At 59.2% G+C, this 25,064-nt stretch carries 21 protein-coding genes; 8 read left to right on the top strand and 13 right to left on the bottom strand.

The window, feature by feature from the left end; all coding sequences use genetic code 11:
* Positions 1-84: 84 nt before the first annotated feature.
* The 7 genes from xsc to ACR3E6_RS19545 form a co-directional block, all read right to left on the bottom strand.
* Positions 85-1,863, bottom strand: coding sequence for a sulfoacetaldehyde acetyltransferase (gene xsc / locus ACR3E6_RS19575; protein ID WP_480488887.1), 1,779 nt, complete (start codon positions 1,861-1,863; stop codon positions 85-87).
* A 44-nt stretch (positions 1,864-1,907) separates the two neighbouring features.
* On the bottom strand, positions 1,908-3,311 hold the full coding sequence (locus ACR3E6_RS19570) for an NAD(P)/FAD-dependent oxidoreductase (RefSeq protein WP_171724526.1): 1,404 nt from the start codon (positions 3,309-3,311) through the stop codon (positions 1,908-1,910).
* A gap of 37 nt (positions 3,312-3,348) precedes the next feature.
* Complete coding sequence (locus tag ACR3E6_RS19565; RefSeq protein ID WP_209835032.1) at positions 3,349-3,735, bottom strand: nuclear transport factor 2 family protein; 387 nt, start codon at positions 3,733-3,735, stop codon at positions 3,349-3,351.
* A 26-nt stretch (positions 3,736-3,761) separates the two neighbouring features.
* Positions 3,762-4,256 carry a universal stress protein gene (locus tag ACR3E6_RS19560; RefSeq protein WP_171636286.1) on the bottom strand — a complete coding sequence of 165 codons (495 nt, stop codon included), beginning with the start codon at positions 4,254-4,256 and terminating at the stop codon, positions 3,762-3,764.
* A gap of 17 nt (positions 4,257-4,273) precedes the next feature.
* A complete protein-coding gene (locus ACR3E6_RS19555; protein ID WP_171117920.1) occupies positions 4,274-5,614 on the bottom strand; it encodes a TRAP transporter large permease in 1,341 nt (446 codons plus the stop codon).
* 17 nt (positions 5,615-5,631) lie between these two features.
* Positions 5,632-6,168, bottom strand: a complete 537-nt coding sequence (locus ACR3E6_RS19550; RefSeq protein ID WP_480488884.1) for a TRAP transporter small permease — start codon at positions 6,166-6,168, stop codon at positions 5,632-5,634.
* A 67-nt stretch (positions 6,169-6,235) separates the two neighbouring features.
* On the bottom strand, positions 6,236-7,252 hold the full coding sequence (locus ACR3E6_RS19545) for a TRAP transporter substrate-binding protein (protein WP_480488882.1): 1,017 nt from the start codon (positions 7,250-7,252) through the stop codon (positions 6,236-6,238).
* Positions 7,253-7,409: 157 nt separating this feature from the next.
* On the opposite strand from ACR3E6_RS19545, the gene ACR3E6_RS19540 reads away from it, so the two are divergent.
* Complete coding sequence (locus tag ACR3E6_RS19540) at positions 7,410-8,336, top strand: LysR family transcriptional regulator (RefSeq protein WP_480488880.1); 927 nt, start codon at positions 7,410-7,412, stop codon at positions 8,334-8,336.
* An 80-nt stretch (positions 8,337-8,416) separates the two neighbouring features.
* On the opposite strand, the gene ACR3E6_RS19535 is transcribed toward ACR3E6_RS19540, so the two are convergent.
* A complete protein-coding gene (locus ACR3E6_RS19535) occupies positions 8,417-8,761 on the bottom strand; it encodes a RidA family protein (RefSeq protein WP_480488878.1) in 345 nt (114 codons plus the stop codon).
* Positions 8,762-9,211: 450 nt separating this feature from the next.
* On the opposite strand from ACR3E6_RS19535, the gene ACR3E6_RS19530 reads away from it, so the two are divergent.
* Together ACR3E6_RS19530 and ACR3E6_RS19525 are read left to right on the top strand one after the other, a co-directional pair.
* The gene (locus ACR3E6_RS19530) at positions 9,212-11,251 is read left to right on the top strand and encodes an oxidoreductase (RefSeq protein WP_480488876.1); all 2,040 of its coding nucleotides are present in this window, start codon (positions 9,212-9,214) and stop codon (positions 11,249-11,251) included.
* A gap of 86 nt (positions 11,252-11,337) precedes the next feature.
* Positions 11,338-13,356 carry a CocE/NonD family hydrolase gene (locus tag ACR3E6_RS19525; RefSeq protein ID WP_480488874.1) on the top strand — a complete coding sequence of 673 codons (2,019 nt, stop codon included), beginning with the start codon at positions 11,338-11,340 and terminating at the stop codon, positions 13,354-13,356.
* Positions 13,357-13,487: 131 nt separating this feature from the next.
* On the opposite strand, the gene ACR3E6_RS19520 is transcribed toward ACR3E6_RS19525, so the two are convergent.
* The gene (locus tag ACR3E6_RS19520) at positions 13,488-13,949 is read right to left on the bottom strand and encodes an Lrp/AsnC family transcriptional regulator (RefSeq protein WP_171636299.1); all 462 of its coding nucleotides are present in this window, start codon (positions 13,947-13,949) and stop codon (positions 13,488-13,490) included.
* Between the two features lie 109 nt (positions 13,950-14,058).
* On the opposite strand from ACR3E6_RS19520, the gene ACR3E6_RS19515 reads away from it, so the two are divergent.
* From ACR3E6_RS19515 to ACR3E6_RS19505, 3 genes are all read left to right on the top strand, one after another.
* Entirely contained in the window at positions 14,059-15,201 is a 1,143-nt protein-coding gene (locus ACR3E6_RS19515; RefSeq protein WP_480488872.1) for an amidohydrolase, read from the top strand.
* Positions 15,202-15,215: 14 nt separating this feature from the next.
* Complete coding sequence (locus ACR3E6_RS19510; protein ID WP_480488870.1) at positions 15,216-16,388, top strand: diaminopropionate ammonia-lyase; 1,173 nt, start codon at positions 15,216-15,218, stop codon at positions 16,386-16,388.
* A 178-nt stretch (positions 16,389-16,566) separates the two neighbouring features.
* Complete coding sequence (locus tag ACR3E6_RS19505) at positions 16,567-17,835, top strand: MFS transporter (RefSeq protein WP_171636305.1); 1,269 nt, start codon at positions 16,567-16,569, stop codon at positions 17,833-17,835.
* A gap of 48 nt (positions 17,836-17,883) precedes the next feature.
* Here the strand turns inward: ACR3E6_RS19505 and ubiV are convergent, their stop codons facing one another.
* Genes ubiV through ubiT form a run of 3 tightly spaced genes read right to left on the bottom strand, consistent with a single transcriptional unit; the run spans position 17,884 to position 20,325 of the window.
* Entirely contained in the window at positions 17,884-18,801 is a 918-nt protein-coding gene (gene ubiV, locus ACR3E6_RS19500; protein WP_480488867.1) for a ubiquinone anaerobic biosynthesis protein UbiV, read from the bottom strand.
* Positions 18,802-18,805: 4 nt separating this feature from the next.
* Positions 18,806-19,783, bottom strand: coding sequence for a ubiquinone anaerobic biosynthesis protein UbiU (ubiU, locus tag ACR3E6_RS19495; RefSeq protein ID WP_480489168.1), 978 nt, complete (start codon positions 19,781-19,783; stop codon positions 18,806-18,808).
* Positions 19,783-20,325, bottom strand: a complete 543-nt coding sequence (gene ubiT / locus ACR3E6_RS19490) for a ubiquinone anaerobic biosynthesis accessory factor UbiT (protein WP_480488865.1) — start codon at positions 20,323-20,325, stop codon at positions 19,783-19,785. The genes ubiU and ubiT overlap by 1 nt, the downstream gene beginning before the upstream one ends.
* 137 nt (positions 20,326-20,462) lie before the next feature.
* On the opposite strand from ubiT, the gene ACR3E6_RS19485 reads away from it, so the two are divergent.
* Both ACR3E6_RS19485 and ACR3E6_RS19480 read left to right on the top strand, forming a co-directional pair.
* Positions 20,463-21,971 carry a UbiD family decarboxylase gene (locus ACR3E6_RS19485; RefSeq protein ID WP_480489166.1) on the top strand — a complete coding sequence of 503 codons (1,509 nt, stop codon included), beginning with the start codon at positions 20,463-20,465 and terminating at the stop codon, positions 21,969-21,971.
* The gene (locus ACR3E6_RS19480) at positions 21,968-22,585 is read left to right on the top strand and encodes a UbiX family flavin prenyltransferase (RefSeq protein ID WP_480488863.1); all 618 of its coding nucleotides are present in this window, start codon (positions 21,968-21,970) and stop codon (positions 22,583-22,585) included. The genes ACR3E6_RS19485 and ACR3E6_RS19480 overlap by 4 nt, the downstream gene beginning before the upstream one ends.
* Positions 22,586-22,646: 61 nt before the next feature.
* Here ACR3E6_RS19480 and ACR3E6_RS19475 read toward each other — a convergent pair whose 3' ends face one another.
* Positions 22,647-25,064: a GcvT family protein gene (locus tag ACR3E6_RS19475; protein WP_480488862.1), complete on the bottom strand. Its 2,418-nt coding sequence runs from the start codon at positions 25,062-25,064 to the stop codon at positions 22,647-22,649.

The raw sequence follows: 25,064 nt of genomic DNA, 5'->3' as shown, positions 1-25,064 counted from the left end.
TTCCTTTGCAATATTTGAGCTGCCTTTTGGGCAAAGCCTGCCCCCACTCGAACCGTATTCGGCCCGGGTGGGGGCAGGATCAGATTACAGTTCGGCCTGAGCTTTCATGTCATCGGCGGAGATTCCGGCGACGGCGACGGGTTTTTTCATCGCGTCGCGGCGGAAAGGCTCGCCGAGCTCTTGGTTGATCAGGGCCTCGATCAGCGTGGTGATGCCGTTCTTCTGATCCTCGATCGCCTGATTCAGCGCTGCAGTCAGCTCGTCCTGGGTGCGGGCCACGACACCCTTCAGGCCACAGGCCTGCGCGATACCGGCGTAAGACACTTTGGTGTCCAGCTCGGTGCCGACGAAGTTGTCGTCGAACCACAGGGTCGAGTTGCGCTTTTCCGCGCCCCACTGGTAGTTGCGGAACACGATCTGGGTCACGGCGGGCCATTCCTCGCGGCCGATCGCGGTCAGTTCGTTCACCGCGATGCCAAAGGCACCGTCACCGGCAAAGCCCACGACCGGCACATCCGGGCAGCCGATCTTGGCACCAACGATGGCCGGCAGGCCATAGCCGCAGGGGCCGAACAGGCCCGGCGCCAGGTATTTGCGGCCCTCTTCAAACGATGGATAGGCGTTGCCGATGGCGCAGTTGTTGCCGATATCCGAGCTGATGATCGCCTCTTTCGGCAGGGCCGCCTGAATGGCGCGCCACGCCATGCGGGGGCTCATCCAGTCGGGCTTGGCCGCGCGGGCACGCTGGTTCCAGGTGGTGCCCGGATCGTCATCCTCGTGGGTCATCGAGGTCAGTTCCTGCGCCCAGGCCGATTTCTTCTGCGCGATGCGCTCTTTGCGCTCCTTGCGGCCTTCGTCACCGGCGGTGTCGCTCAGCTGGGCCAGAATGCCCTTTGCCACCTTGGCGGCGTCGCCGATGATGCCGACGCTGACCGCTTTGGTCAGGCCGATACGGTCAGGGTTGATGTCGACCTGGATGATCTTCGCATCCGCGGGCCAGTAGTTGATGCCATAGCCCGGCAGGGTCGAGAACGGGTTCAGACGGGTGCCGAGGCACAGGACAACATCCGCCTCGCTGATCAGCTCCATCCCGGCTTTCGAGCCGTTGTAGCCCAGCGGACCGGCAAACAGAGGGTGGCTGCCGGGGAAGGCGTCGTTGTGCTGATAGCCCACGCAGACCGGCGCATCCAGACGCTCGGCCAGCGCCTTCGAGGCCTCGATCCCGCCCTTGGACAGCACCACGCCCGCACCGTTCAGGATCACCGGGTTCTTGGCGTTCGACAGCAGCTCGGCCGCCTGCGCCACGGCGGTTTCGCCGCCCGCAGGGCGTTCGAACTCGACGATGGCGGGCAGGTCGATATCGACCACCTGGGTCCACATGTCACGCGGGATGTTGATCTGGGCCGGGGCGCAGGCGCGCCTGGCTTTCATGATTACGCGGTTCAGAACCTCGGTGACGCGGGTCGGGTCGCGGACCTCTTCCTGATAGGCGACCATGTCCTCGAACAGCTTCATCTGCTCAACTTCCTGGAAACCGCCCTGACCGATGGTCTTGTTCGCCGCCTGCGGAGTGACCAGCAGCAGCGGCGTGTGGTTCCAGTAGGCGGTTTTCACGGCGGTCACGAAATTGGTGATGCCGGGGCCGTTCTGCGCGATCATCATCGACATCTTGCCGGTCGCACGGGTGTAGCCATCCGCCATCATCCCCGCGCTGCCTTCATGCGCACAGTCCCAGAACATGATCCCGGCCTTCGGGAACAAGTCCGAGATCGGCATCATCGCAGATCCAATGATCCCGAACGCATGCTCAATCCCGTGCATCTGCAAAACCTTAACAAAGGCCTCTTCCGTCGTCATTTTCATGTGAGTGTTTCCTTATCCTTTCAGGGCGCCGAAGCCCCTGTGAGTTACAGTATTTCGTCTTTGAGGTAGTAGCCGACATACGCCATGCGCTGTCCCAGTCGGCGGAAAGGCGTCAGAATGCCGTGGCTGGGCAGCGGGGACGTGAAGATCGGTAGTTCAAACGCCTTGTCTTTCTTACCCGCGATCAGCTGTGCCATACGACGCCCGGCCTGAGCCGAGTACATCACGCCGTTGCCACCGTATCCCATCGCGTAGAACACGCGCTGTTGCGGGTCCGGCTGGAAGATACGCGGCATCATATCATGGCTGACATCGACCCAGCCCCACCACGAGTAGTCGAGGTTGATATCCGTCAGCGCCGGGAACTTTCGGGCGAGACCCTTTTTCAGTAGCTCCAGATGTTTTTCGTTCTCGGCATCACGCCCTGTCACCGCGCTGCGGCTGCCGATCTGCATCCGATTGTCCGGCAGCAGGCGGTAATAGTGGCGCAGCGTACGCGTGTCGGTCAGGGGGGATTTGGTCTGAATGCCACACTCATCCAGTTCGGCCTGGGTAAGCGGCCGTGTCACCATCGAGTTGGACAGGATGGGCATCAGGCGGTGCTTTGTGCGCGTGTTCAGACCTGGCGGAGTATAGCCCGCGGTTGCCAAGGCCACCGTTTTGGCGCGGACGATGCCGCCCGGTGTGCGCAGGTGATGCACGCCGTTCTTCGTCTGCCATCCCATGACCGGGCTGCCGGTGTGAATTTTCACACCCAGACGGCGCGCCATGTTGACGTAGCCGAAGGCCAGTTTACCCGCATGGATGCAGGTCCCGTCAGGTTCCCACATGGCACCTGCGGCCTCCATATCGCGCACGTGCTTTTCGTGAAGTTCTTCCCGAGAGAGAATCCGCGAACCATAGCCGAACACGTCGTTGAGCAGCTTGCTTTCTTTCTTGAGGGAGGGCATGACCTTGTCGCGATGCGCGATGTAGTAGTGGCCGCCTGGCTGCGGGTCGCAATCGATATCGTCCGACGCAATCAGATTGTTGAACAGCTGAAACGCTTCTGTGACCTCGGCATGCATGCGCTTGGCCACGTCCGTGCCCCAGCGCTGAATCCATTGCGACCGTTTCAGCCGTCCGGATGAGATCTGGGCCTGCCCGCCATTGCGGGTGGAGCAGCCCCAAGAGACTGTATTTGCTTCTAAAACAACGGCTTGAATGCCGTGTTCCTTGGCAAGATGAATGGCGGTGGACAGGCCGGTATACCCCGACCCGATCACCACCACATCCGCATCCATATCGCTGGACACAGGTCCATCATCGGCCGGAGGTGTTCCGGCCGTTCCAATCCAATATGTGGGCGCGTGGTCGCGATTGTGACCCGGACCCGCATCTATGATCGGGTCATATTTCGGGTCATAGCTGGCCTTGGGCCAGTGACGCGGGATGCTGTTATCCACCATTCTTGTTTTTCTCCGAGGCTGCGCGCAGGGCGGCGGATCAGGCTTTGAACATTGGACGCGTCTTTCGAAGCGCCTGTTTTACAACGATTTTACCGTCACGAACGGTGAACAGATCCGCACCTTCAGCTTCGATCCGCATACCGTTTGCGTCGGTTCCTGAGAAGGTCCACTCGGACACGGCACGATCACCGTGGACAAAATGGCTGTGATGGTCCCAATGGGCGTCTTTCATGCCTGCCCAGACGCCTGAAAACGCGGCGGCTATGGCTTCGGCACCTTCAACCTTGTTGCCGTATTTCTCGTCACCAGCCACGGTGTAGAACACGCAGTCGTCGGCGAAGTGGGTCATTACGCCGTCGATGTCATGGCGGTTGAACGCGTCAAACGTGTCCGCCAGGTCCTGCGCGGTCAGAGTTTTGCTCATTTTGTACTTCCTTGTCAGTGGGGTTGTTACGTTTCGTCCGGGTTCGGAACGATCAGTGTCGGTATCTTGGAGCGCCGCAAAACGCGTTTTGCGACGGTGCCCAGAAACGTATGCGAAAAGCCGTGATCATGCGCACCCAGCACGATCAGATCACAGCCCAGTTCGACCGAGCGGCGCAGGATCACTTCGGCCGGGTGGCCATCGGTGACTTCGACCGAGGTGATCTGATCGCGAATTTTTCCATCGTCGCCGTCGAACTGCGCCCAGAATTTGGCTTGCCGTTCGGCCAGAACCTTGCGCACCATCTCGTGACGACGCTCGATCGCGGTCTTGCGGGTTTCTTCATTCAGGATGAAGATCTCCATCGTGATCTTGGCATCGTCCGACAGTGGCTCATTCACATGCAGCACGTGAATTTCGGCCCCCGTGGCCTGCGCGATGCTGGCGGCATGGCGCATGGCGTGACCCGAGTTTTCGGACAGGTCAGTGGCAAAGAGGATGTTTGTGACCATCTGTTTCATGTCGTCATCCTTTCAGATCAGTAGCCAAACAGCCGTGGGAGCCACAGCGACAGTTCAGGGAAGAAGGCGATGATGAAGATTGCAATCGTGTTGGCGGCCGCAAAAGGCAGCGCACGCAATGAGATCTGTTCGATCGTGATGTTCGAGATACCCGAGGCGATGAACAGGTTTTCGCCCAGTGGTGGAGTCTGGAAACCGATACCCAGCGTGCAGACCATCACCACGCCAAAGTGGATCGGATCGATACCCACCGAATAAGCCACCGGCAGCATCACCGGAACCAGGATCAGGATGGTGGCCAGCGTCTCCATGAACATGCCGACGAACAGCAGGAAAAAGATGATCAGCGTCCAGATGACATAGAGGTTGTCTGTGAAGCTGAGCATCGAATCCGCGATGATCGCCGGGATCTGGTTTTCCACCAGCAGTCGGCCAAACACGGTCGCGGTGAACAGGATCAGCAGAACACGGCCCGTGAGCCAGGTGGTGGCCTCGAGCGACTGGAACAGCGACTGCCAGGTCAGTTCGCGGTAGATAACCACGCCCACGAACAGGGTGTAGAAAATCGCCACGATTGCCGCCTCGGTCGGGGTGAAGAAGCCGGTATAGATACCGCCCAGGATCACCAGCGGCGCCATCAGCGACCAGAAACCGCGATACATTTCGCAGCCCACGTGACGGATCGACCAACCTTCGGAAACGCCCTTGTAGCCGCGCTTTTTCGACATGAAGAAGTTCAGGATCAGCAGGCTGGTGGCGATCAGGAAGGCCGGGACGAATCCGGCAATGAACAGTTTCGAGATCGAAACCGACTGAAAGGTTCCGAACTTTTCCACGGCTTCCGGCGGCGGCGCCATGCCGAGCGCGGCAATGCCGAAGATCACCATCGGGATGGAGGGAGGAATGATAATCCCGAGGCCGCCAGAGGACGCAGTGATCGCCGAGGCATAGCCGCGCTCATAGCCGCGGTCGATCATCGCAGGGATCATCAGCATCCCAACGGCCGCGGTTGTTGCCGGGCCCGAGCCCGAAATGGCGCCGAAGAACAGACAAGCCATGACCGTTGCAGCCGAAATACCGCCGGTGAATGGACCAGCCAGACTTTCAGCAACATTGATCAGGCGTTTCGAGATACCGGCGGCCTCCATCAGGGCCCCGGCAAGAATGAAGGCAGGCAACGCCATTAGGGGGAAAGCACCCACCGAGGTAAAGGCGATCTGCACGAATTTGATCGGGTTCTCGTCCAGGTAAAGGAATGAGACCAGCGATGCCACACCCAGCGCCACAGTGATCGGCGCGCCAATGAGCAGCAGAAACAGGAAAGACCCAAACAGGATTGTGACGATTTCGGATTCCATGGTTTATCCCCCTGCCCTTAGGATTTCTTTGCTGCTTCAGTCGCAGCTTTGATTTCGTCGAGGTCGATCTGATCGGGATCGTGAATATCCTCGCCCTTGATAAGGCGGCGGTAATTCACCTGAATGATGCGGACGGTCATCAGCGCAAACGCGATGGGCAGCACCATGTAGACGTACTTCATCTCGATACCCAGGGTCTGGGATTTCCAGAACTTGTTCATCTTGTTGAAGACAAAATCCGTCGCCAGATACAGGAAGTAGACATTGAAGAAGAGCCAGAAGAGATCGGCGAAGGCTTCGATGTATTTGATCGACCCATCGGGCAGGAACTTGAACTGGAATGTCACGCGGTTATGCGCACCTTTCAGAGCGGCGTAACTTGCGCCGAAATAGACGAACCAGACGAACATGTAGACCGAGAGTTCCTCGATCCAGCTGACCGAAAAGCCGAAGATCTCGCGCGCGATGATCTGCACGAACAAAAGGCAGACGAAGCCGGATAAGAGGATCCGGCAGATGACACTTTCTATGTTGTCCAGAAATTTCCAGAACATGTGGTTTCACTCCTCCCTGACGTGAGAAGAGCGCCGCAGCGCTCTTCCCGGTATCGCCGTGCGACGATTATTGCTGGACCGGCTCGCGGCCGATGGCTTCGAGAACTGCATTCAGTTTCTCGACACCACCAATGGACTCGTAGAATTGCGGCCATACAGCTTCGGTCGCCAGTTGAATGAACTCGGCTTCGTCGTTCTCGGGGTCGATGATTTCCATCCCCTTGGCCGTCAGCTCTTCCTTGATGGCTGCTTCCGAGTCCCGCAGGAACTGGGCCGAGACCTGAGTGGCTTCCTGCCCTGCTTCCAGGATCATCTGCTGTTCCTCTTCGGACAGTTCCTGGAACACGGCTTCCGAGATGATCAGCGGTTCGATCGAGAAGATGTAACGCAGGTTGGTGACGTGGTTCTGAACCTCGTAGAACTTCATCGCATTGATCGTCAGGTAAGGGTTGTCCTGACCGTCAACCACTTTGGTCTGCAGGCCGGTGAAGGTTTCCGACCAGGCCATCGGGGTCGGGTTGATGCCCCATGCCTTGTAGGTTTCGATCATGATTTCGTTTTTGGGAACGCGAATGATCAGGTCCTGCAAATCCGCAACCGATTTGACCGGCTTCTTCGAGTTCGTCAGACGGCGGAAACCGGTATAGGTCCAGCCGATGATGCGCACACCGGCATCACGGATGGTGTTTTCGACCAGTTCCTGACCGATTGGACCCTGGGTCAGTTTTTCGGCATCTTCCAGGCTGAGGATCACGTAAGGCAGTGTGAAAACACCGACCGAAGGCGAGAACGGCGTGATGTTGTTGATCGCCAGCAGCGACATATCCAGCGTGCCGATCGCCGCCTCGTTCACCGTGTCCTGCTCGGAACCGAGCTGACCGTTGAGAAACAGTGTCGCGGTGTGCTCACCACCTGATTTTTCTTCGAGCGCTTTTACGAACGCGAGCCCCAGCGCCTCTTGTGCGCTGCCCGCGCTGTCGCCGACAGCGATCTTGAAGTTCTTCGCCTCGGCCGTGCCTGCAACCATCAGTGCGGCAACGGAAACGGCTGCGCTGAAAGTGCCAAGCTTTTTGATAAATGACATGGATTTCCTCCCATATGTCGTGTTTCGAGGTGCGCGCTGACCTGGGGAGAAGGTGGCCAGTCCGATTCTACCTCGGCGACACGAAGCTAACTTGCCAACTTGGTTTCGTCGTTGTTAATATTTGCGCGAAAGGTTTCATAAATTTCAAACATACGATATGAGACAGAACAAACTTGATACCCGGATCGGCGACACGGACATCCGTCTGCTGCGCGTGTTCAAAACCGTCGCGGAAAGTGGTGGCATCACGGCCGCCGAGATCGAGCTGAACATCGGCAAATCGACGATCTCGAAACACTTGTCTGACCTGGAACTGAGGCTTGGCCTAAAGCTGTGCAACCGGGGGCCGGCAGGGTTTTCACTGACGGAAGACGGCGAAAAGGTGCTGGCCGCGGCAGAAGACCTGCTTATTTCCGTGGCGCAGTTCAGAACCGAGGTCAATGAAGTCAAACAACAACTGGCCGGCAGCATTCGCGTGGCTCTGTTCGATCAATGTACGACCAACCCGGAAGCCCAACTTGCCCGCACCATTCACAAGTTCAATGAGGCCGCACCGGCGGTTCACATCGAACTGTCGCTGGAACCCCCCAACGTGATCGAAACAATGGTCATCAGCGGGCAACTGGATGTCGGTATCATCGCTTTGCACAGACCATCGGCAAGCCTGGAATACACGCCGCTCTACGGGGAAAACATGTATTTGTACTGTGGGCAGGAACACCCCCTGTTTGACCGCTCGGATCCAGAGTTGAAACTGAGTGTTCTTCGCAAGTTCAACTACGCCGGCCTGCACGTGAACTCTCCGAACCTCATCGTTGGTCAACAACTGGGGTTTCGACGTGCGGCCAAAGTGCAGAACGAACAAGCCCTTGTCATTCTGATACTTTCAGGTCGCTACCTTGGGTTTCTTCCCGATCATCTGGCGCAGGAATTTGTCGAACATGGGCTTATGAAAAAGGTTCTGCCCAAAGAGATCAAATACAGAACCCGTTTCGCGGCCGTGGCCAGAAAACAACCTGCGCCAACACGCGTGGCCAAGCTGTTTCTGGAAACTCTGGTAAAGGTACATTCTCAGGTACAGTAGGAACGCGGGCAGGACGTCTTGTTTCCCAGACCCAAACCCGCCCACGCCTGAAATCAGCACACGGCGCAAGGCCGGGCGGATCAATCGCAGGCTGCGGTAACGATCATCTCGACCTTCAGAACATCACGGGCCAGTTTCGCCTCGCCGCAGGCGCGGGCCGGGGCGTGGCCCTCTGGCACCCAGGCATCCCAGACCGCGTTCATTTCGGCAAAGTCGGCCATGTCCGACAGCCAGATCACGCATTGCAGGATACGCGTCTTGTCGCTGCCAGCCTTGGCCAGAAGGTCCTCGATCTTGGCAAGGATGTCACGGGTTTGATCGGCAACGGTTGCGGCATCGGAAACCTGACCGCACAGATAGGCGGTTTCGTTATGTTTGACGATGCGGCTCATGCGCTTGCCGGTCTCGATCCGAGTGATGGTCACGACTGCTGTCTCCTGTCACGAAAGGTATGTTCCAGTTGGGCGATAGAGCGAAACGACGCCAACCGCCAGCCCAGACCTTCAATCATCGAAAAATTGCCAGCCTGCCGCGCGGGAGTTTTCAGCCTAACAGCACGCTTATGTCCGGTGCGCGGCGACGGGATAAGCGGTTGCCAGCGCCTTGCGGACAGGTCGTTTTCGCGGATACCTTTTCTGTCCTGTCTTGCGCGCCTCGGCCAACGCATTCGGAGAAACATCGCGACTTTGGTTCACAAGGCGTTTGACGGAGGTTTCCCAGTCTGCTTTCAATCGGTCAAGAGCTTCTCCGCTCGCCCCAATATCGGAGCGCCATATGCCACCCGGCACTGCCGAAACACTGCTTTTTGCATGTCCGATCCAGGACAGCGAAGTTGGTCGACTGACGTCAATGGTTCCAACAAAGGACGGGTGGTCATGACCCGCGATGTGCTGCTGCAACCCTATCAGCTGAAGCATCTGACGCTGAAGAACAGGATCATGACGACCAGTCATGAACCCGCCTACCCCGAAGACGGTATGCCGAAAGAGCGTTACCGCGCCTATCATGAGATGCGCGCGAAAGCTGGGGTCGCGATGACCATGACGGCGGGTTCCGCCACCGTCAGTCGCGACAGCCCACCGGTGTTCAACAACATCCTTGCCTACAAGGACGAGGTGGTGCGCTGGATGGCTGAATTGACGGATGCCTGCCATGCTCATGGTTGCGCGGTCATGATCCAGTTGACCCATCTGGGGCGGCGCACGGGTTGGAACAAGGGCGATTGGCTGCCGTCGGTCTCTTCTTCGCATTATCGTGAACCGGCCCACCGGGCCTTTGCCAAGAAGATGGAAGACCATGATGTCGAACGGATCGTAAGCGACTACGCCGATGCAGCCGAGCGTATGAAGGCCGCGGGTCTCGACGGAATCGAATTGCAAGCCTATGGCCACCTGATCGATCAGTTCTGGTCACCACTCACCAATACGATGGACGCGCCCTATGGCGGCAGTTTCGACAATCGGTTGCGGTTCGGCTTCATGGTTCTGGATGCAATCCGCAACCGTGTCGGGCAGGATTTCATCGTTGGCGTCCGCTATACCGCGGATGAAGTCGAAAAAGGCGGCATCACCGAAGAAGACGGGCTGGAAATCGCCCGAAGGCTGCGCGACAGCGGTCAGGTCGATTTCCTGAACGTCATCCGCGGGCGCATTCATACGGATCCGGCCATGACGGATGTGATCCCGGTACAGGGCATGAAAAGTGCGCCTCATCTGGATTTCGCCGGGCGCGTACGAGCCGAAATCGGGATGCCGACCTTTCATGCATCGCGCATTCCCGATGTGGCAACCGCACGACATGCCGTGGCCTCGGGGTTGTTGGATATGGTCGGCATGACCCGCGCGCATATGGCCGACCCGATGATCGTGTCCAAGATCCGGGCCGGTCAGGAGGATGACATCCGCCCCTGCGTCGGTGCAACCTACTGCCTGGACCGAATTTATCAGGCGGGTGAAGCCCTTTGCATTCACAACCCCGCTACCGGGCGCGAATTGTCGATGCCGCATGTGATCCCCGCAGCCAAATCCCGCCGCCGGGCGGTCGTCGTCGGCGCAGGGCCCGGAGGGCTTGAAGCCGCGCGGGTCGCGGCAGAGCGCGGGCATGACGTTACCGTTCTGGAAGCGGCCCCTGAACCCGGAGGTCAGGTGCGTCTGGCCGCGCAATCCCGACGCCGGGCCGAGATGATCGGGATCATCGACTGGCGCATGGCGCAATGTGCTGCGCGCGACGTCAGGTTTCAGTTCAACACGTTTGCAGAGGCGGAGAACGTAACAACCTTTGCCCCGGATATGGTCGTGATTGCAACCGGAGGCTTGCCCGAGACAACAATATTGGAAACCGGCAACGATCTGGCGGTTTCGGCCTGGGACATCCTGTCGGCAGACGTGCAACCGGGCGAAAATGTCCTGATCTACGATGATGCGGGCGACCACCCGGCCCTGATGGCGGCCGAGTTCATCGCCGGGTCCGGTGCGCGGGTTGAGATCATGACCCGCGACCGCAGCTTTGCGCCCGAGATCATGGGCATGAATCTGGTGCCATATATGCGTGCGCTGCAAAAAACGGGGGCGGTGTTCACCGTTACCCGAACGCTGAAATCGCTGGTTCGCTCAGGCAATCAACTGGAAGCGGCGATTGGAACGGATTACTCGAAACTTGTTGAAAAGCGCGTGTATGATCAGGTCATTGTCAATCAGGGCACCTTGCCTCTGGATGATCTCTATTTCCAACTCAAGCCGCTTTCGCGAAATCGTGGCCGTGTGGATCACGACGCTCTTGTCGCCAATTCGGGTGACGTGTTTCCGCAGGTGAACCCGAATGCCGGTTTTGATCTTTACCGGATCGGAGACGCCGTTTCTTCGCGCAACATACACGCGGCAGTCTATGACGCGCTGCGCCTAGGCCTTCGGTGGTGACGCCATCTGAGAATGCGTTGAACACGTACAGCCGATTGCCCGCACGGCATGAAACCCCTTATGCGCCCGAACGAAAAGGACCGGACATGAGCAATATTGAGGTCATCGAGACTGTTTGGATACCGCTGCCTGACGGCACGAAACTTGCGGCGCGCCTGTGGCTGCCGGAAAGCGCGAACAACGCCCCTGTGCCCTGTATCGTGGAATACATCCCCTATCGCCGCCGGGACAGGACACGCATGCGGGATGAAAGCATGCATCCGCAGTTTGCCGCCGCCGGTTACGCGTCGATCCGCGTTGATATCCGAGGCTATGGCGACAGTGATGGTGTTTCCGAAGATGAGTATTCGCATCAGGAGATTCAGGACGGTCACGACCTCATCCAGTGGATCGCCGATCAGGACTGGTGCGATGGGAACGTCGGAATGTTCGGCAAAAGCTGGGGCGCATATAACGCGTTCCAAGTGGCGGCGACGCGCCCTGCGGCGTTGAAGGCGATCGCACCGGTGATGGGCACAGACAACCGGTGGCGCGAGGACATCCACTTTTACGGCGGATGTCTGGCCAACGACAATTTCTGGTGGGGCTCGATCATGCAGCTGTACAACGCCATGCCACCCGACCCAGAGATTGTCGGCCCGGACCGCTGGCTTGACATGTGGCGCGAGCGGTTGGAAGGCGCCGTGTTCTGGCCGGCCATGTGGCTGGAACACCAGACCCATGACGAGATGTGGCGGCGCGGTTCGATCTGCGAGAACTATGCCGACGTGGATATACCGGTCTACTTTTTCGGCGGCTGGATGGATCTATACCGCGATACCCCATTCCGCATTGCCGAACACCTCAGCGGACCGGTCAAGATCCTGATGGGGCCCTGGGCGCATCTTTACCCGCATGAAGGGGTGCCCGGCCCCAAGGCTGATTTCGTCGGCGAGGTCATCCGGTTCTGGGATCACTGGCTGAAGGGAAAAGACACAGGGTTGATGGACGAACCACCCTTGCGTTTTTTCCTTCAAGACAGCGCAGCGCCGACCGGAACGCATCTGGAACGCACGGGGCGCTGGGTCGAAGAGCCGAGCTGGCCGTCACCGAATATCACCAACACGTCCCTGTGGCTGAATCATCTGACGCTTGAGGCAGACCCCGTTTCCGCGGCAGAGCTTGCGATTTGCTCGCCGCAAAGCTTTGGGGCGGCCGCAGGTGATATGTGCTCTTTCGCCATTCCCGGAGACATGGCGGCAGATTGCCGGATCGACGCCGCCGGCGCGTTGCAGTTCAAAGCGGCGCCACTTGAAGACGCACTTGATATCCTGGGGCAACCATCGGTCGATCTGAAGGTGTCAGCAGATCAGACTCAGGGCTTTGTCGTTGTATTGCTGGTGGACGAAGCCCCGAACGGTGCGCAGACGCTGATTGCCAGGGGATTCTGTAACCTCAACCACCGGATCAGCGATACAGAACCCACGCCGATCACACCCGGGGAAGAGATGGCTGTTACCGTCTCGATGTATGGAACAGGATATCGGGTTCCGTCAGGTCATCGCATCGTTTTGCAGATCGCTTCGGCTTACTGGCCGGTACTCTGGCCCGCCCCCGAACCTGTGACACTTACAATCCGCCCGGGTCAATCTCATTTGCACTTGCCCATCCGCAACCCAGGCGTTGACACAACCGAACCCCGCCCGCTGCCGGAACCATCGGCGTCCGGTGAGGCCGCAAGAAAGACCAAGGTGCGCTCGGGCTCGATGGAACGCTCGGTCCACACGGACCTGACCAATGGCAAGGTGACACACAGGTTTTTTCTGGACGGGGGCGTCTTCGGGCCGGTGGGTGATTTCCGCCTGGACGATATTGGGACGGTGCTCAGCGACGTGTCGGATCGAAGATATTCAATCCATCCGGGTGACCCGCTTTCTGCTGTTGCCACGATGGAGCAGACCGCCGGTTTCGACCGTGAGGACTGGTCGGCCAGGATATGGACCTATTCCGAACAACGGGCAACGGCCACCGAGTTTCATTTGATCTCGCGCCTGAAGGCATGGTCAGGGGAGGAGCTGATCTTTGAGGAAGAGAAAGCGCATGTCATTCCGCGCAATGGAATGTAGTTGAAAACACGTTGGAAAAATTGCGTTGAGACCCGTGACTGGACTTGCCTTCGCAGTCCTGTCAACCCAACCGAATGGTCCAGACTTGCGCGGACATGTCTGGACGGTCCTGTCGTTGCACCATGTGCCGGTCAGAAACCCAAAGCACTGCCGGATTTGATGGTATCCATGGAAACGAAGGTTCTGAACTTTCTAATATTGCCGTTTTCAAAGAACATCCTGCGGGTGAAATCTTCGTAAACCGCCATGCTTTCGACGACCACGACAACCATGAAATCAACCTCTCCGGTCACGTAAAAGCATTGCTGGACTTCCGGAGCATTCAGCAGGGTTTTCTTGACGGCATCGATCTCGTCCGGGGTTTCACTGACCAGTTCAAGTTCAACGAAGATGGTAAGTTGAAGACCTACGGCCGCCGGGTCAACGACGGCCACATTGGCTCGTATCACGCCCTCGGCCTCCATCCGGCGGATACGGCGCTGCACCGAGGGTGCGGACAGATTTACGGCCTCGCCAATCTTGTGCTGCGTGGTTCTGTTGTCTTGTTGCAGAATCCGCAGGATCGCGCGGTCAAAGTCATCCAATTGCGTCATGTGAAAGAAACTTGCATGGCTTGCCACTAACTAGAGCCCTTTTTTCAGGTCACTTGCAATAAACTTGTTTCTCACATGTGAAGCAACACGTCGAAGGGGAAGTTTTGCCGTGACAGCATTGACAGAACGCCTGCGTGCGTTGCGCCATGAGTTTCATCGCAACCCCGAGCTTGGGTTTCAGGAAGTCTGGACCAAGAACCGGATTGCCGGGCATCTGCGCAACCTAGGCATCGAGGTGTTTGAAGGGGTCGGTGTCGTGGGCGTCTTGAAGGCGGGCAATGGCAATCGCGCCATTGGGCTGCGCGCGGATTTCGACGCGCTCCCGATTACCGAGGTCAATACGTTTGCGCACAAGTCGCAGAACGAAGGTGTCATGCATGCCTGTGGACATGATGGCCACACGGTGATGCTGCTTGGGGCCGCCGAATTGCTGGCCAAGGATCCGACGTTTGACGGCACGGTTGTCTTTCTGTTCCAGCCCAATGAAGAGCATGGGCTTGGGGCAAAAGCGATGATCGATGAGGGCGTTTTGCCGACCTTCCCGATTGATGAGGTTTACGGCGCGCACAATCTTCCGGGTGAGCCTGTCGGGCGGGTTTCCACCCGCGCCGGTGTCATCTGTTGCAGTGAAAGCCTGTTTGAAATCACGCTTTCCGGTCAAGGCGGTCATGCCTCGATGCCCCATGTCGGGCGCGAAACGATCACGCCTGCGGCGGAACTTGTATTGGCCCTGCAAACCATCGTTTCACGCAAGCTTGCACCTTCATCCGGCGCCGTGGTGTCGGTGACCGAGTTCACCACCGACGGGCAGCGCAATGTCCTTCCGGGGCGTACTGTTCTGAAAGGTGACGCGCGGGCCATGTCACCGGCAGACCGCAAGCTGATCGAACGCACCATGCGCCAGATCGCAGGCGGTGTGGCCGAAAGCCATGGCGTCGAGGTGAGTGTGGATTTCCGTACCGCATTCATCGAGGCAAACAATGATGCCGATGCCGCATCGCATGTCGTTGCAGCGGCTTCGGCCATGGGTCTTGAGGTGGACGGAGACCGCTCTGCCATGTCTTTCTCGGAAGATTTTGCTGAATTTGCCGCCGTTGTGCCCGGGTGTTTCCTGCTTATCGGCAACGGGACCGAAGGATCAAACGGCCGTCCGCTGCACTCGGCTGATTACGATTTCAACGACGCACTGCTCCCGCTGGGTGCAGAACTCTGGGCAGAGCTGGTACGGCAGCGCCTGCCGCTGACCCCCTGACAGGATACACGACCATGACAGAAATCATCGCCCATCAGGCAGGCAGGCCGAGCTTTGGCCCCGCTGCCGAAACCGTTTTGACACAACAGGATTTCGATCGCGCAGCAAGGGAAATCACCCAATGGGAGGGGTATGCGCCAACGCCTCTGCATTCTTTGCCATCGTTGGCAGCCGAGATCGGAGTCGCGGAAGTCCACTACAAGGATGAAGGTCCCCGGTTTGGTCTTGGAAGTTTCAAGGCCTTGGGGGGGGCCTTTGCCGCCTTGCGTGTTCTGCAACGCGAAATATCGCGCCGGACCGGTCAGGACGTGTCATTGGAAGATATCCGTACTGGCCGCTGCGCCGACATGGTTGCCAGTATCACGCTTGTTTCGGCAACCGATGGCAACCACGGTCGGTCGCTCGCATGGGGGTGCAAGCGGTTCGGCGCGCCGTGCCGGATCTACATTCACGCCGAAGTCAGTGAAGGCCGCGCGCAGGCCATGCGCGAACTCGGGGCCGACGTCGTGCGCATCGATGGAGACTATGACGCCTCGGTGGATCAGTGTCGGCGGGAAGCTGACAAGAACGGCTGGTTCGTGGTTTCGGACACATCCTGGCCAGGCTACACCGACCCGCCGCGCGACGTGATGTCGGGCTATGGTGTCATGGTCAAAGAAGTCGTGGATGTAATGGACGCGGCACCGACGCATGTCTTTCTGCAAGGTGGAGTTGGAGGGCTTGCCGCGGCAGTTGCGGCAGCATTGCGTCAGGCCTGGGGTGATGCCGCGCCGCGCGTCGTGGTCGTGGAACCGCATCTGGCGGCGTGTTTGTTCGAAAGCGCAAGGCAGGGGCAAGCCGCGTCCGTAGATATCGATGAAGAGACCATTATGGCGGGTTTGTCCTGCGGGGTGCCGTCACCGATGGCGTGGGAGGTTTTGCGCAGCGAAGCCTCGGACTTTCTGACAATCGACGATCAGCTGATACCGCCCACCGTCCGTCGCCTGGCGCGTCCGCATGGTAGTGATCCGGCGATCGAAGCCGGAGAGAGCGGCGTTGCCGGATTGGCCGCATTGATCGAAGCGGCCAACAACCCCGAGCTTTTCCAGAAGCTTGGATTGACGCCGCAGTCTCGGGTTTTGACGATAGGCTCTGAAGGCGTGACGGATCCCGATATCTATGCCCGGATCATGCAAGGCGACGTGTAACTCAGCCGCAATTCCTGCGGGTACTGAGGCCAATCAGCTCAGCCGAAAACCCAGTTGCAATGGGCCTTGGGACGGTTGAATCCGACATTGTGGCCCGCAACGGAGAAGTTCCATCAAACGACATCCCGATGTCGTAGGAGTTGTATACAGGCCCGCCCCGCATCAGTAGCGGTTCGCTATGATACGCGCGTTAAACGAAAACTGGGCACTGTTCCTTGGGATGTTCATGCTGATGGTTGCCAACGGTCTGTTGGCGACGTTGCTGACGATCCGGGGGGCCAGTCTGGGCTTTAGTGACTTCACGATTTCCGTCATGCAGGCAAGCTATCCCCTGGGTGCGCTTGCAGGGACGGCACTTGCCCCGAGGCTGGTCGAAAATGTCGGGCATATTCGGGCATTTTCGGCCCTCGCCTCGCTGGTTTCGATTGCGGCCATCGTGCATCTGCTGACCAGCGACGCGATCAGCTGGAGCGTGATGCGTCTGTTGGGCGGATTTTGTTACCCGGGGCTTTACGTCATCACCGAAAGCTGGCTGAACGCGAAGTCCGAGAACAACATGCGCGCTCAGGTCCTGTCGCTGTATTTCATTATCCAGCTTGCCGGCCCGGCGCTTGGCACCGCCATAGTAGGCTTTCCCGACCCCACTGGGAACCTGCTGTTCGGGCTTGTTTCCATCCTGATTTCGCTTTCGATCGTGCCGCTTCTTCTGTCGGGCAACAAGGCGCCGGAATATGCCGCTCCGGAACGCATGTCGGTTCCCGTGCTTTACAAGGTTTCGCCCATCGCAGTCATCGGTATCGTTCTGGTCAGCATCGGTGTCGCGGCGTCTTATATCTCGTTGCCGCTTTATGCGTTGCAAAACGGCTTTACGACGGCGCAGGCGTCAGGGGCGCTGGTGGCGGCGCTGATCGCCGGTGCGGTTGTGCAATACCCGATCGGCTGGCTGTCGGATCACACCGACAGACGCTATGTGGTCATCGGGCTGGGTGTCGTTACGACCCTGTCCAGTCTTTGGATGGCCATCGATACGTCGCCGTCTCATATCGTCTATGGTTTTGTTCTGATCGCAATCGGGCTGTATCCCGCGTATTCGATCCTGACGGCGCATGCCAATGATCAGCTCAAGCTGTCTCAGATCGTTCCCGCCAGTGGCACGATGGTGCTGCTGCTGAATGTCGGCCTGCTGGTGGGAACCATGCTGGGGCCGAACTCTATCTCATTGTTCGGCGGGCGCGGTCTTCCGTTTCTTCTGGCGGCTATCGGTATTGCGGTCGCCCTTTTCGCATTGATCCGGCGTGTTCAGGTGGCCGCTCCCACCGATACCGGCGATGTGCAGGTCGTGGGGATTATCGGCACCGGGCAACCCGGGGTCTTGCAGGCCGAAACCTGGGTTCAAGAGGAAGAAACCCGGACAAACCCGGACTCATCCCAAGGGTTCAAAGCATAGGCTGTTTCATTCGCGTCCGGCGCGACGGACGCCGTGCCGATGCGGCGGTCAAACCGAGATCGAAGCCGCCTTTGATGCACCGGACCATTCTGCACCGCAGGACCCCGTCAGAAATCCGTCGCTCAACCGAATTTCAGGATCAGCGCCACGCAGGGCGCGCTCCACTTCTCCTTGGGGAAGATCACCGTCGATACGTTTTCGATACAGTTCGCACAGTTGACGGAATCCGCCAGATTGCGGCGACAGACGCAACGCCGAGATGCCAGCCTGTTTAAGCAGGTCGATCTGATGATCCGTACAGGCATGGCTGTCTGACAGGGTCTGCACACCGTTCATGGCCAAAAAAGGCTTGCCGTCGCCGGTCAGAACATCCAACCCGTCCGGATCGTCTTCGCAGGCAAACTGGCAATTGTCCTTGCTGCGCCCATGCAATCGCGCGTGGTAACAGCGCCCGGAAATGGCCAGCGGCAACCTGCCATGCCCCCATATTTCGATCGCGACGCCCAAGTCCGAGGCAGCTTGCGCCAGCGTTTTGACCGAAACGATGGGCAATTCCGGCGGAAGACAAACCCGGCGCGCACCCCGAGCAGCCAACCATTTCAAAGTACCTTCGTTGTAGACATTTACCAGCGGGCCAACGGCAAACGTGCAGGTGCCGGGCAAATGTGCCAGCGCGGTCAGATCGTTGATCTCGACCATGACGCCCATTTCTGCAAGCTCAGCCGTGAGTTTGCGCTCGCGTTTCAGGGTCACAAGGGCCAGGCTTGTCAGCGCAACCTCTTTGCCCGCCTCCACCAGCCGGGAAATCGCCGCAGGGATACGATCCTGGTAAAACGGCAAGCGCTTGGAACAGACCAGTTCCCCAAGCACGACGCGGTCGACGGGCGATCGGGCCAGATCATCATAAAATGCAGCCCAGGTTTCGGAGGGCCAGAAGAACTGGTTCGGGCCTATTGTCAGTTCCATCGGATCACCTCCACGTCTTTTTGTAAGCGCCGGTCGTCATGGCCTGCCCTTCCGACAGTCGCGCAAGCATACCTTCGGGCATCGGCTGGCCTGACTCCAGCGCATCGACCGCGGCGCGAAAATTCCGAACGACCTGTGCGACATAAGATTTTGACCGCTGGCGCCCTTCGATCTTCAAGGCTGTCACACCTGCCTTTTGCAATTGCGGGATCAGCCGTTCTGCGTTCAAGCTGACGGGATCCTCGAACAGGTGCCCGGTTTTTTCACCTGCGGAAAGACACCCTTTGCACAAAGTCGGATACGGTGCGGGCTCATCCCGTTCGACCCGGTGGATCAGGTACCCGCCAAGGCGCGCGTTCAACGCGCCCTGTTCTTCTTGATACTGCACATGGCTGGCAGGGGAGCAGACACCATTCATGTTTGGAGACAACCCGGTGGCATAAGAGGACAGCGAGCATCGCCCCTCGGCCATGACGCAAAGACCGCCAAACACGAAGACTTCGGTTTCGACATCGGTTTCAGAGTTGATCGCGGCAATTTCCGGAACGGACAAAACGCGCGGCAAGACCACCCGCTTTACACCGAAAGTTTCGGCATAGAAATTGATCACGTCAGCATTGGCCGCCGCGGCCTGCACGGACAGATGTCTGCGCAGCTTGGGATGATGTCGCGCCGCGTAGTCCAGCAAGCCCAGATCGGCGAGAATGACAGCATCTGCACCGCAGGTTTCGGCATCCGCCACCGCTTGTTTCCAAATCCCTTCGTTGCCTGCCTGCGGGAAGGTATTGATTGCAATCAAGACCTTCGATCCGTGATCATGGGCAAAGGAAATTCCGGCCCGCATTTCAGCGCGGTCAAAGTTGAGCCCCGGAAAGTTCCGCGCATTGGTTTCGTCATTGAAGCCACAATAGACCGTGTGAGCCCCGGCCCTGACGGCTGCACGCAGGGCCGCGGGCGTTCCCGCCGGGCAAACGATTTCCATTACCATAGGATCGCGTCCTCGGGTCGGGTCAGGCACAGGCCGGTCCGACGCTCTGCAAAGGCGATGATCTGCTTCAGCTGGCGTTCAAGCGGGCCGGAAAGGGTTGCGGCCTCGTGCGCGAGGTCCAGCTCTGCGTCGTCAATTGCGTTGCGCAGCGCCAGTGCCGCGGCTGTGTCGCCCTCGATCACCAGATCGCGCGAAAAGAACAGGGCGTCACCGTCAAACGCTCCATGCACCAGCCCCAACAGCGCCGCCAGTGGGCCGGAAATTCGCGCGGCCCCGTCCACGCGCCCGCGGCTCAATCTGATTCTCGGTGCGCCGTCATTCGGTTCGAGCAGAAGGACAACGGGCAGATCCGTTGGATCAAGCACAAAGGCTGCCCGGCTGTATTCCCCGAGCCGGTTGAGCAAATCGGGGTGTTTCTTGGTTATTTTGCGGGAAAACGCCGTCAGTGACAGCGACAAGGGTGCAAGCGGAACAAACCGCAGGGCTGCGGCCAAAGCGGCAGGGCATTGCGGTATCTGGTTTTGGGGATCGGACAAACAGACCTCCTGCTGTCTCAACAAAGTGAACCGGTGCGGCCTTCCTAAAGCCGCCCCGGCGCCCGGGACTTGACGGTTGTCAATTCGACCGGTCTCTTTCGCTGCTAGAGGGTAGGCACCATCGCCGGAGCAAACCCATTCGCACTCTGCCGCCATATCCCAGCCTTCGACATTTTCTGAAATGGTGTGAAGAAAAAGGGCAGTTCAGGCGCATCGCCGAACCGGTTTCCGTGCGCCATCAAATGACCGCTGTCCACCGCGCCGTGTTAGAGGCCAATGGGCCCGTGTTGCAATTCGACACGCCGACGGGCGTGCCCTCGGGGCAGTGCGACATGCCGGTTGTGGTCAACCTGTTCGGAACTTCGGAACGCGTCGCCGCCGGGCTGGGCGTTTCTTCCGATGGGCTGGGTGATCTGGGCGCGTTTCTGGCCGCGCTTCGGGCCCCGACGCCGCCGGGCGGGTTGCGGGATGCGCTGTCCCGGTGGCCGATGCTGAAGGCCGCATTGTCCACACGACCGAAGCAGGTCAAAACCGCCGCTGTTCAGCAGGTTTGCCACAGCGGAGCCGATGTTGATCTTTCTGCGCTGCCGATCCAGACACACTGGCCCCGGGACGCGGGGCCCCTGATCACCTGGCCTGTGGTCATCACCCGCCCCCGTGGCAGCGAACCCGACGCGGTACAAACTTACAACGCCGGCGTTTATCGCGTTCAGGTGCTGGACCGGAACCGTCTGATTATGCGCTGGTTGCCACATCGCGGCGGGGCCGCTCATCATCGCAGTTGGGCGCAGCACGGCGAAAAGACGCCGGTCGCAATAGTTCTGGGCGCAAACCCCGCGACCTTGTTGTCGGCGGCTCTGCCCCTGCCCGAATTGGTGTCTGAGCTGACATTTGCCGGGGCCCTGAACCAGAACCGGCCACGATTGGTTCCGGCCAAATCCGTCCCTCTGCTTGTACCGGCAGATGCCGAGATCGTTCTGGAAGGCTGGGTGTCGCCAAGCGAGACAGCACCCGAAGGGCCGTTCGGGGATCATACCGGGTACTACAACCCCGCCGAGCCGTTTCCGGTGATGCATGTCACGGCCGTGACCCATCGCGAGGCACCACTGTATCTGTCAACCTATACCGGACGCCCGCCTGACGAACCTGCGATCATTGGCGAAGTGTTCAATCGATTGGCCTTGCCGACCATTCGCGCTCAGATCCCCGAAATACACGACCTTTGGCTGCCGCCTGCCGCCTGTTCCTATCGCATCGCCATTGTCGCTATCGACAAGCGATATCCGGGCCAGGCCCGGCGTGTGATGATGGCGCTTTGGGGGATGCTGCCGCAATTCAGCTATACAAAGATGATCGTTGCGGTAGATGCCGATATCGACCCCCGAAACTGGAACGATATCGCCTGGGCGCTTGCCACGCGAATGGACCCGGGCCGCGATGTGATGATCCTGGACAGGACACCCATGGATTATCTGGATTTCGCCTCGCCGGAACCCGGTCTGGCCGGAAAGCTGGGCATCGACGCCACGACAAAAACAGGCAGTGAAACACAGCGGGAATGGGGGACGGTCATGCGCACCGACAAAGTTGATCACGCATTTGCGGAAGACCTGATAGACAGATTGATGCCAGAGCTGAGAACATGACGAAAACCCGAGTAGTCTTAGGCGTGTCAGGCGCTTCCGGTGCGGTTTTGAGCCTTGCGGTCGCACGACATCTGACATCGGCGGATATCGAAATCGACCTGGTCGTCAGCCCCGCCGCCCGTCTGACGCTTGCGCAGGAATGCGGCCCGGATGCCCTGAAGGAACTGCGGCAGTCGGCAACCCGTCATCACGCGCCCGCCGATATCGGGGCCAGTATAGCGTCCGGTTCGGTGCCGGTATCCGGGATGATCGTCGCGCCCTGTTCCATGCGCTCATTGGGTGCGATCGCGCATGGACTGGACGACAACCTGCTGACACGCGCGGCGGGCGTTCAGCTCAAGGAACGACGCCCACTGGTACTGCTGACACGAGAAGCGCCGCTGACACTGGCGCATTTGCGCAATATGACGGCGGCCGCAGAAATGGGAGCCATCATCCTGCCCCCTGTGCCTGCCTTCTATTTAAACCCGGTCAACATAACCGAAATCGCGGATCAGATCGCAGCGCGCGCTGTTGATTGTCTGAAGGTTTGCGCACCGGCCGCGAAACAGTGGCATCCCGAAACCGAGGCGGACCCTGTCGAACGGTTCGAAAGCAAATTGCACATCCCATAGCCACAGATCGCGGATGAGATCTGCGGCTATGGGATGACCTTGATCCGGCGGGCCGGTTGTTTCAGTCGCGCAGCCTGCCGCCCAAAGGATCGAACGGCGCCTCTGCCAGCACCCGAGCCTTATGCGGTTTGCCAATCACCTGGATCACCACTTCATCCCCTGGCTGCGCCACCTCGGGGTTGCGGAAACCCAATGCCAGAGATTTCCCGACTGAATACCCGTACGCGCCCGATGTGACACGGCCGACAGGCGCACCATCAGGTGTAAAGATCGGCTCACTGCCGGTGGCGTCGGCATCCTCGGTCACGTCCAGTTCAAAGATGGACAGGACCTCGCGCGGAGCTCTATCCTTGATGGACAGATAGGCGTCTTTGTGCAGGAAATCTTTGTCCAGCTTGATCAGGCCCGTCAGCCCGACCTCTTGCGGCCAGTATTCCTGGGAATATTCCCGCCCCCAGGATCCATAACCCTTTTCGATGCGCAGCGACCCAAGCGCCCGTCCACCCACGGGGCCGCCACCGCAGTCTTTGGCGGCTTCGAGCAACGCAGAGTAGAGCGCGACCTGATCGGTTTCGGCGCAGTGCAGTTCCCAACCCAGATCGCCGGTAAAGCTGACCCGGATGGCCACGCAATCAACACCTGCTACGGTGATCTTTCGGGACCGCATGAAGCGGAACGCTTCGTTGGAAAGGTCTGCATTGGTCAGGCGCGCCAATGCCTCGCGTGATTTCGGGCCGGCGATGTTGAACCCGGCGATGCGGTCCGTTGCCACGTCAAGAGTTGTGCCCTGAGGCATTTCCACCATCTGAAAGAAGCGCTGATGATAGCGTTCAGCCATGCCGGAGCCAATCATCATATATTCGTCTTCCGCCAGCTTGGTGACGGTGAAATCCCCCGCCACGCCACCGCGGACCGAAATCAGCGGCGTCAGGCAGCTGCGCCCAATTTCGGTCGGCACGCGATTGGCCACCAGGCGGTCCAGCCAGTCGTAGGCACCAGGCCCCTTGATCACGTAATTGGCGAAGTTCGAGATATCGATCACGCCCACGCTGTCGCGCAGCATCTGAACCTCGCGCCCGACCGGATCAAACCAGTTCTGGCGGGTGAAACCAGTGGTCTCTTCGGTGCCGGGTACATCGGCAAACCACAACGGGTGTTCCCAGCCACAGTTGAGACCAAAGACACAGCCCATCTGTTTCTGCATCTCGTAGGCGGGGCGCACACGGGCCGGGCGGCCTGCACTGCGTTCTTCATTCGGGAAGTGAATTTTGAACCGATGGGTGTATGCGTCTTCGACCCGGGCCTTGGTGAACTTTTTGTCGGCCCAGTCGCCAAAGCGGGCGAGATCCCAGGCGAACATGTCATATTGCGGCTCACCCACGATCATCCATTGCGCCGCCAGCAGCCCCAGCCCGCCGGATTGCGAGAAGCCGGGGATCAGACCGCCGCAGAGGAAATAGTTCTTCAGTTCGGGCACCGGCCCCCACAGCATATTGGCATCGGGCGACCAGATCATCGGGCCGTTGATTACCCGTTTCACCCCGGCTGTGGCGGCAACCGGCACGCGTTCGGTGGCGCGGATCACATTTTCCATGATCCGGTCCAGATCGTCGGGAAACAGATCATGCGCGAAGTCAAGCGGCGTACCGTCTTCGGCCCAGAACTTCATGTCTTTCTCATAGGCCCCGATCAGCAGGCCGTTGCCCTCTTGTCGGAAGTAATACTCGCCGTCCCGGTCGGCGATTGACGGCAGACGACGGCCCAGACTGGCCACTTCGTCGATGCTTTCGGTCACGAAATACTGATGTTCGGTCGGTTGCAGCGGCAGGGTCAAGCCTGCCAGCGCCGCCACCTCGCGCCCCCAGAGGCCCGCCGCGTTGACCACCCATTGGGCATGAATGTCACCCTTGGGCGTACGAACGATCCAACTGCCATCGGGTTGCTGTTCCGTGGCGATCACCGGGCAGAACCGTTCGATGGTAGCCCCCATCGCACGGGCCCCGGCGGCATAGGCATGCGGTACGCCGGACGGGTCCACATTGCCGCCATCAGGTTCGTACATGATACAGCGGATGTCATCAAACTGCGCCAGCGGGTGCAGCTCTTTGGCCTCTTCCCGGCTGACCTCGTGAAAATTCAGCCCATAGAACCGGGCCTTCGCCTCTTGCAGGCGCAACTGCTGTTCGCGCTCTTCGGTCTGGGCCAGATAGAGCGATCCGGGCTGGAACACACCACAGCTTTGGCCGGTTTCCTTCTCCAGCTCTTTGTACAGGTTCATCGTATAGTGCTGGATGCGGGTGATGTTGTTGTTGTCATGCAGACCGTGGATGTTGGCCGCCGCGTGCCAGGTCGATCCGCTGGTCAGCTCATCGCGTTCCAGCAGGATCGAGTCCGTCCAGCCGAGTTTGGCAAGGTGATACAGGATCGACGTACCGGCAAGGCCGCCGCCGATGACAACAGCTTGTGCATGGGTTTTCAT

This window comes from Ruegeria sp. AL3 (assembly GCF_056536065.1).
Note: the sequence above shows the minus strand (reverse complement) of the source record. Positions and strands in the feature narration are given on the sequence as shown.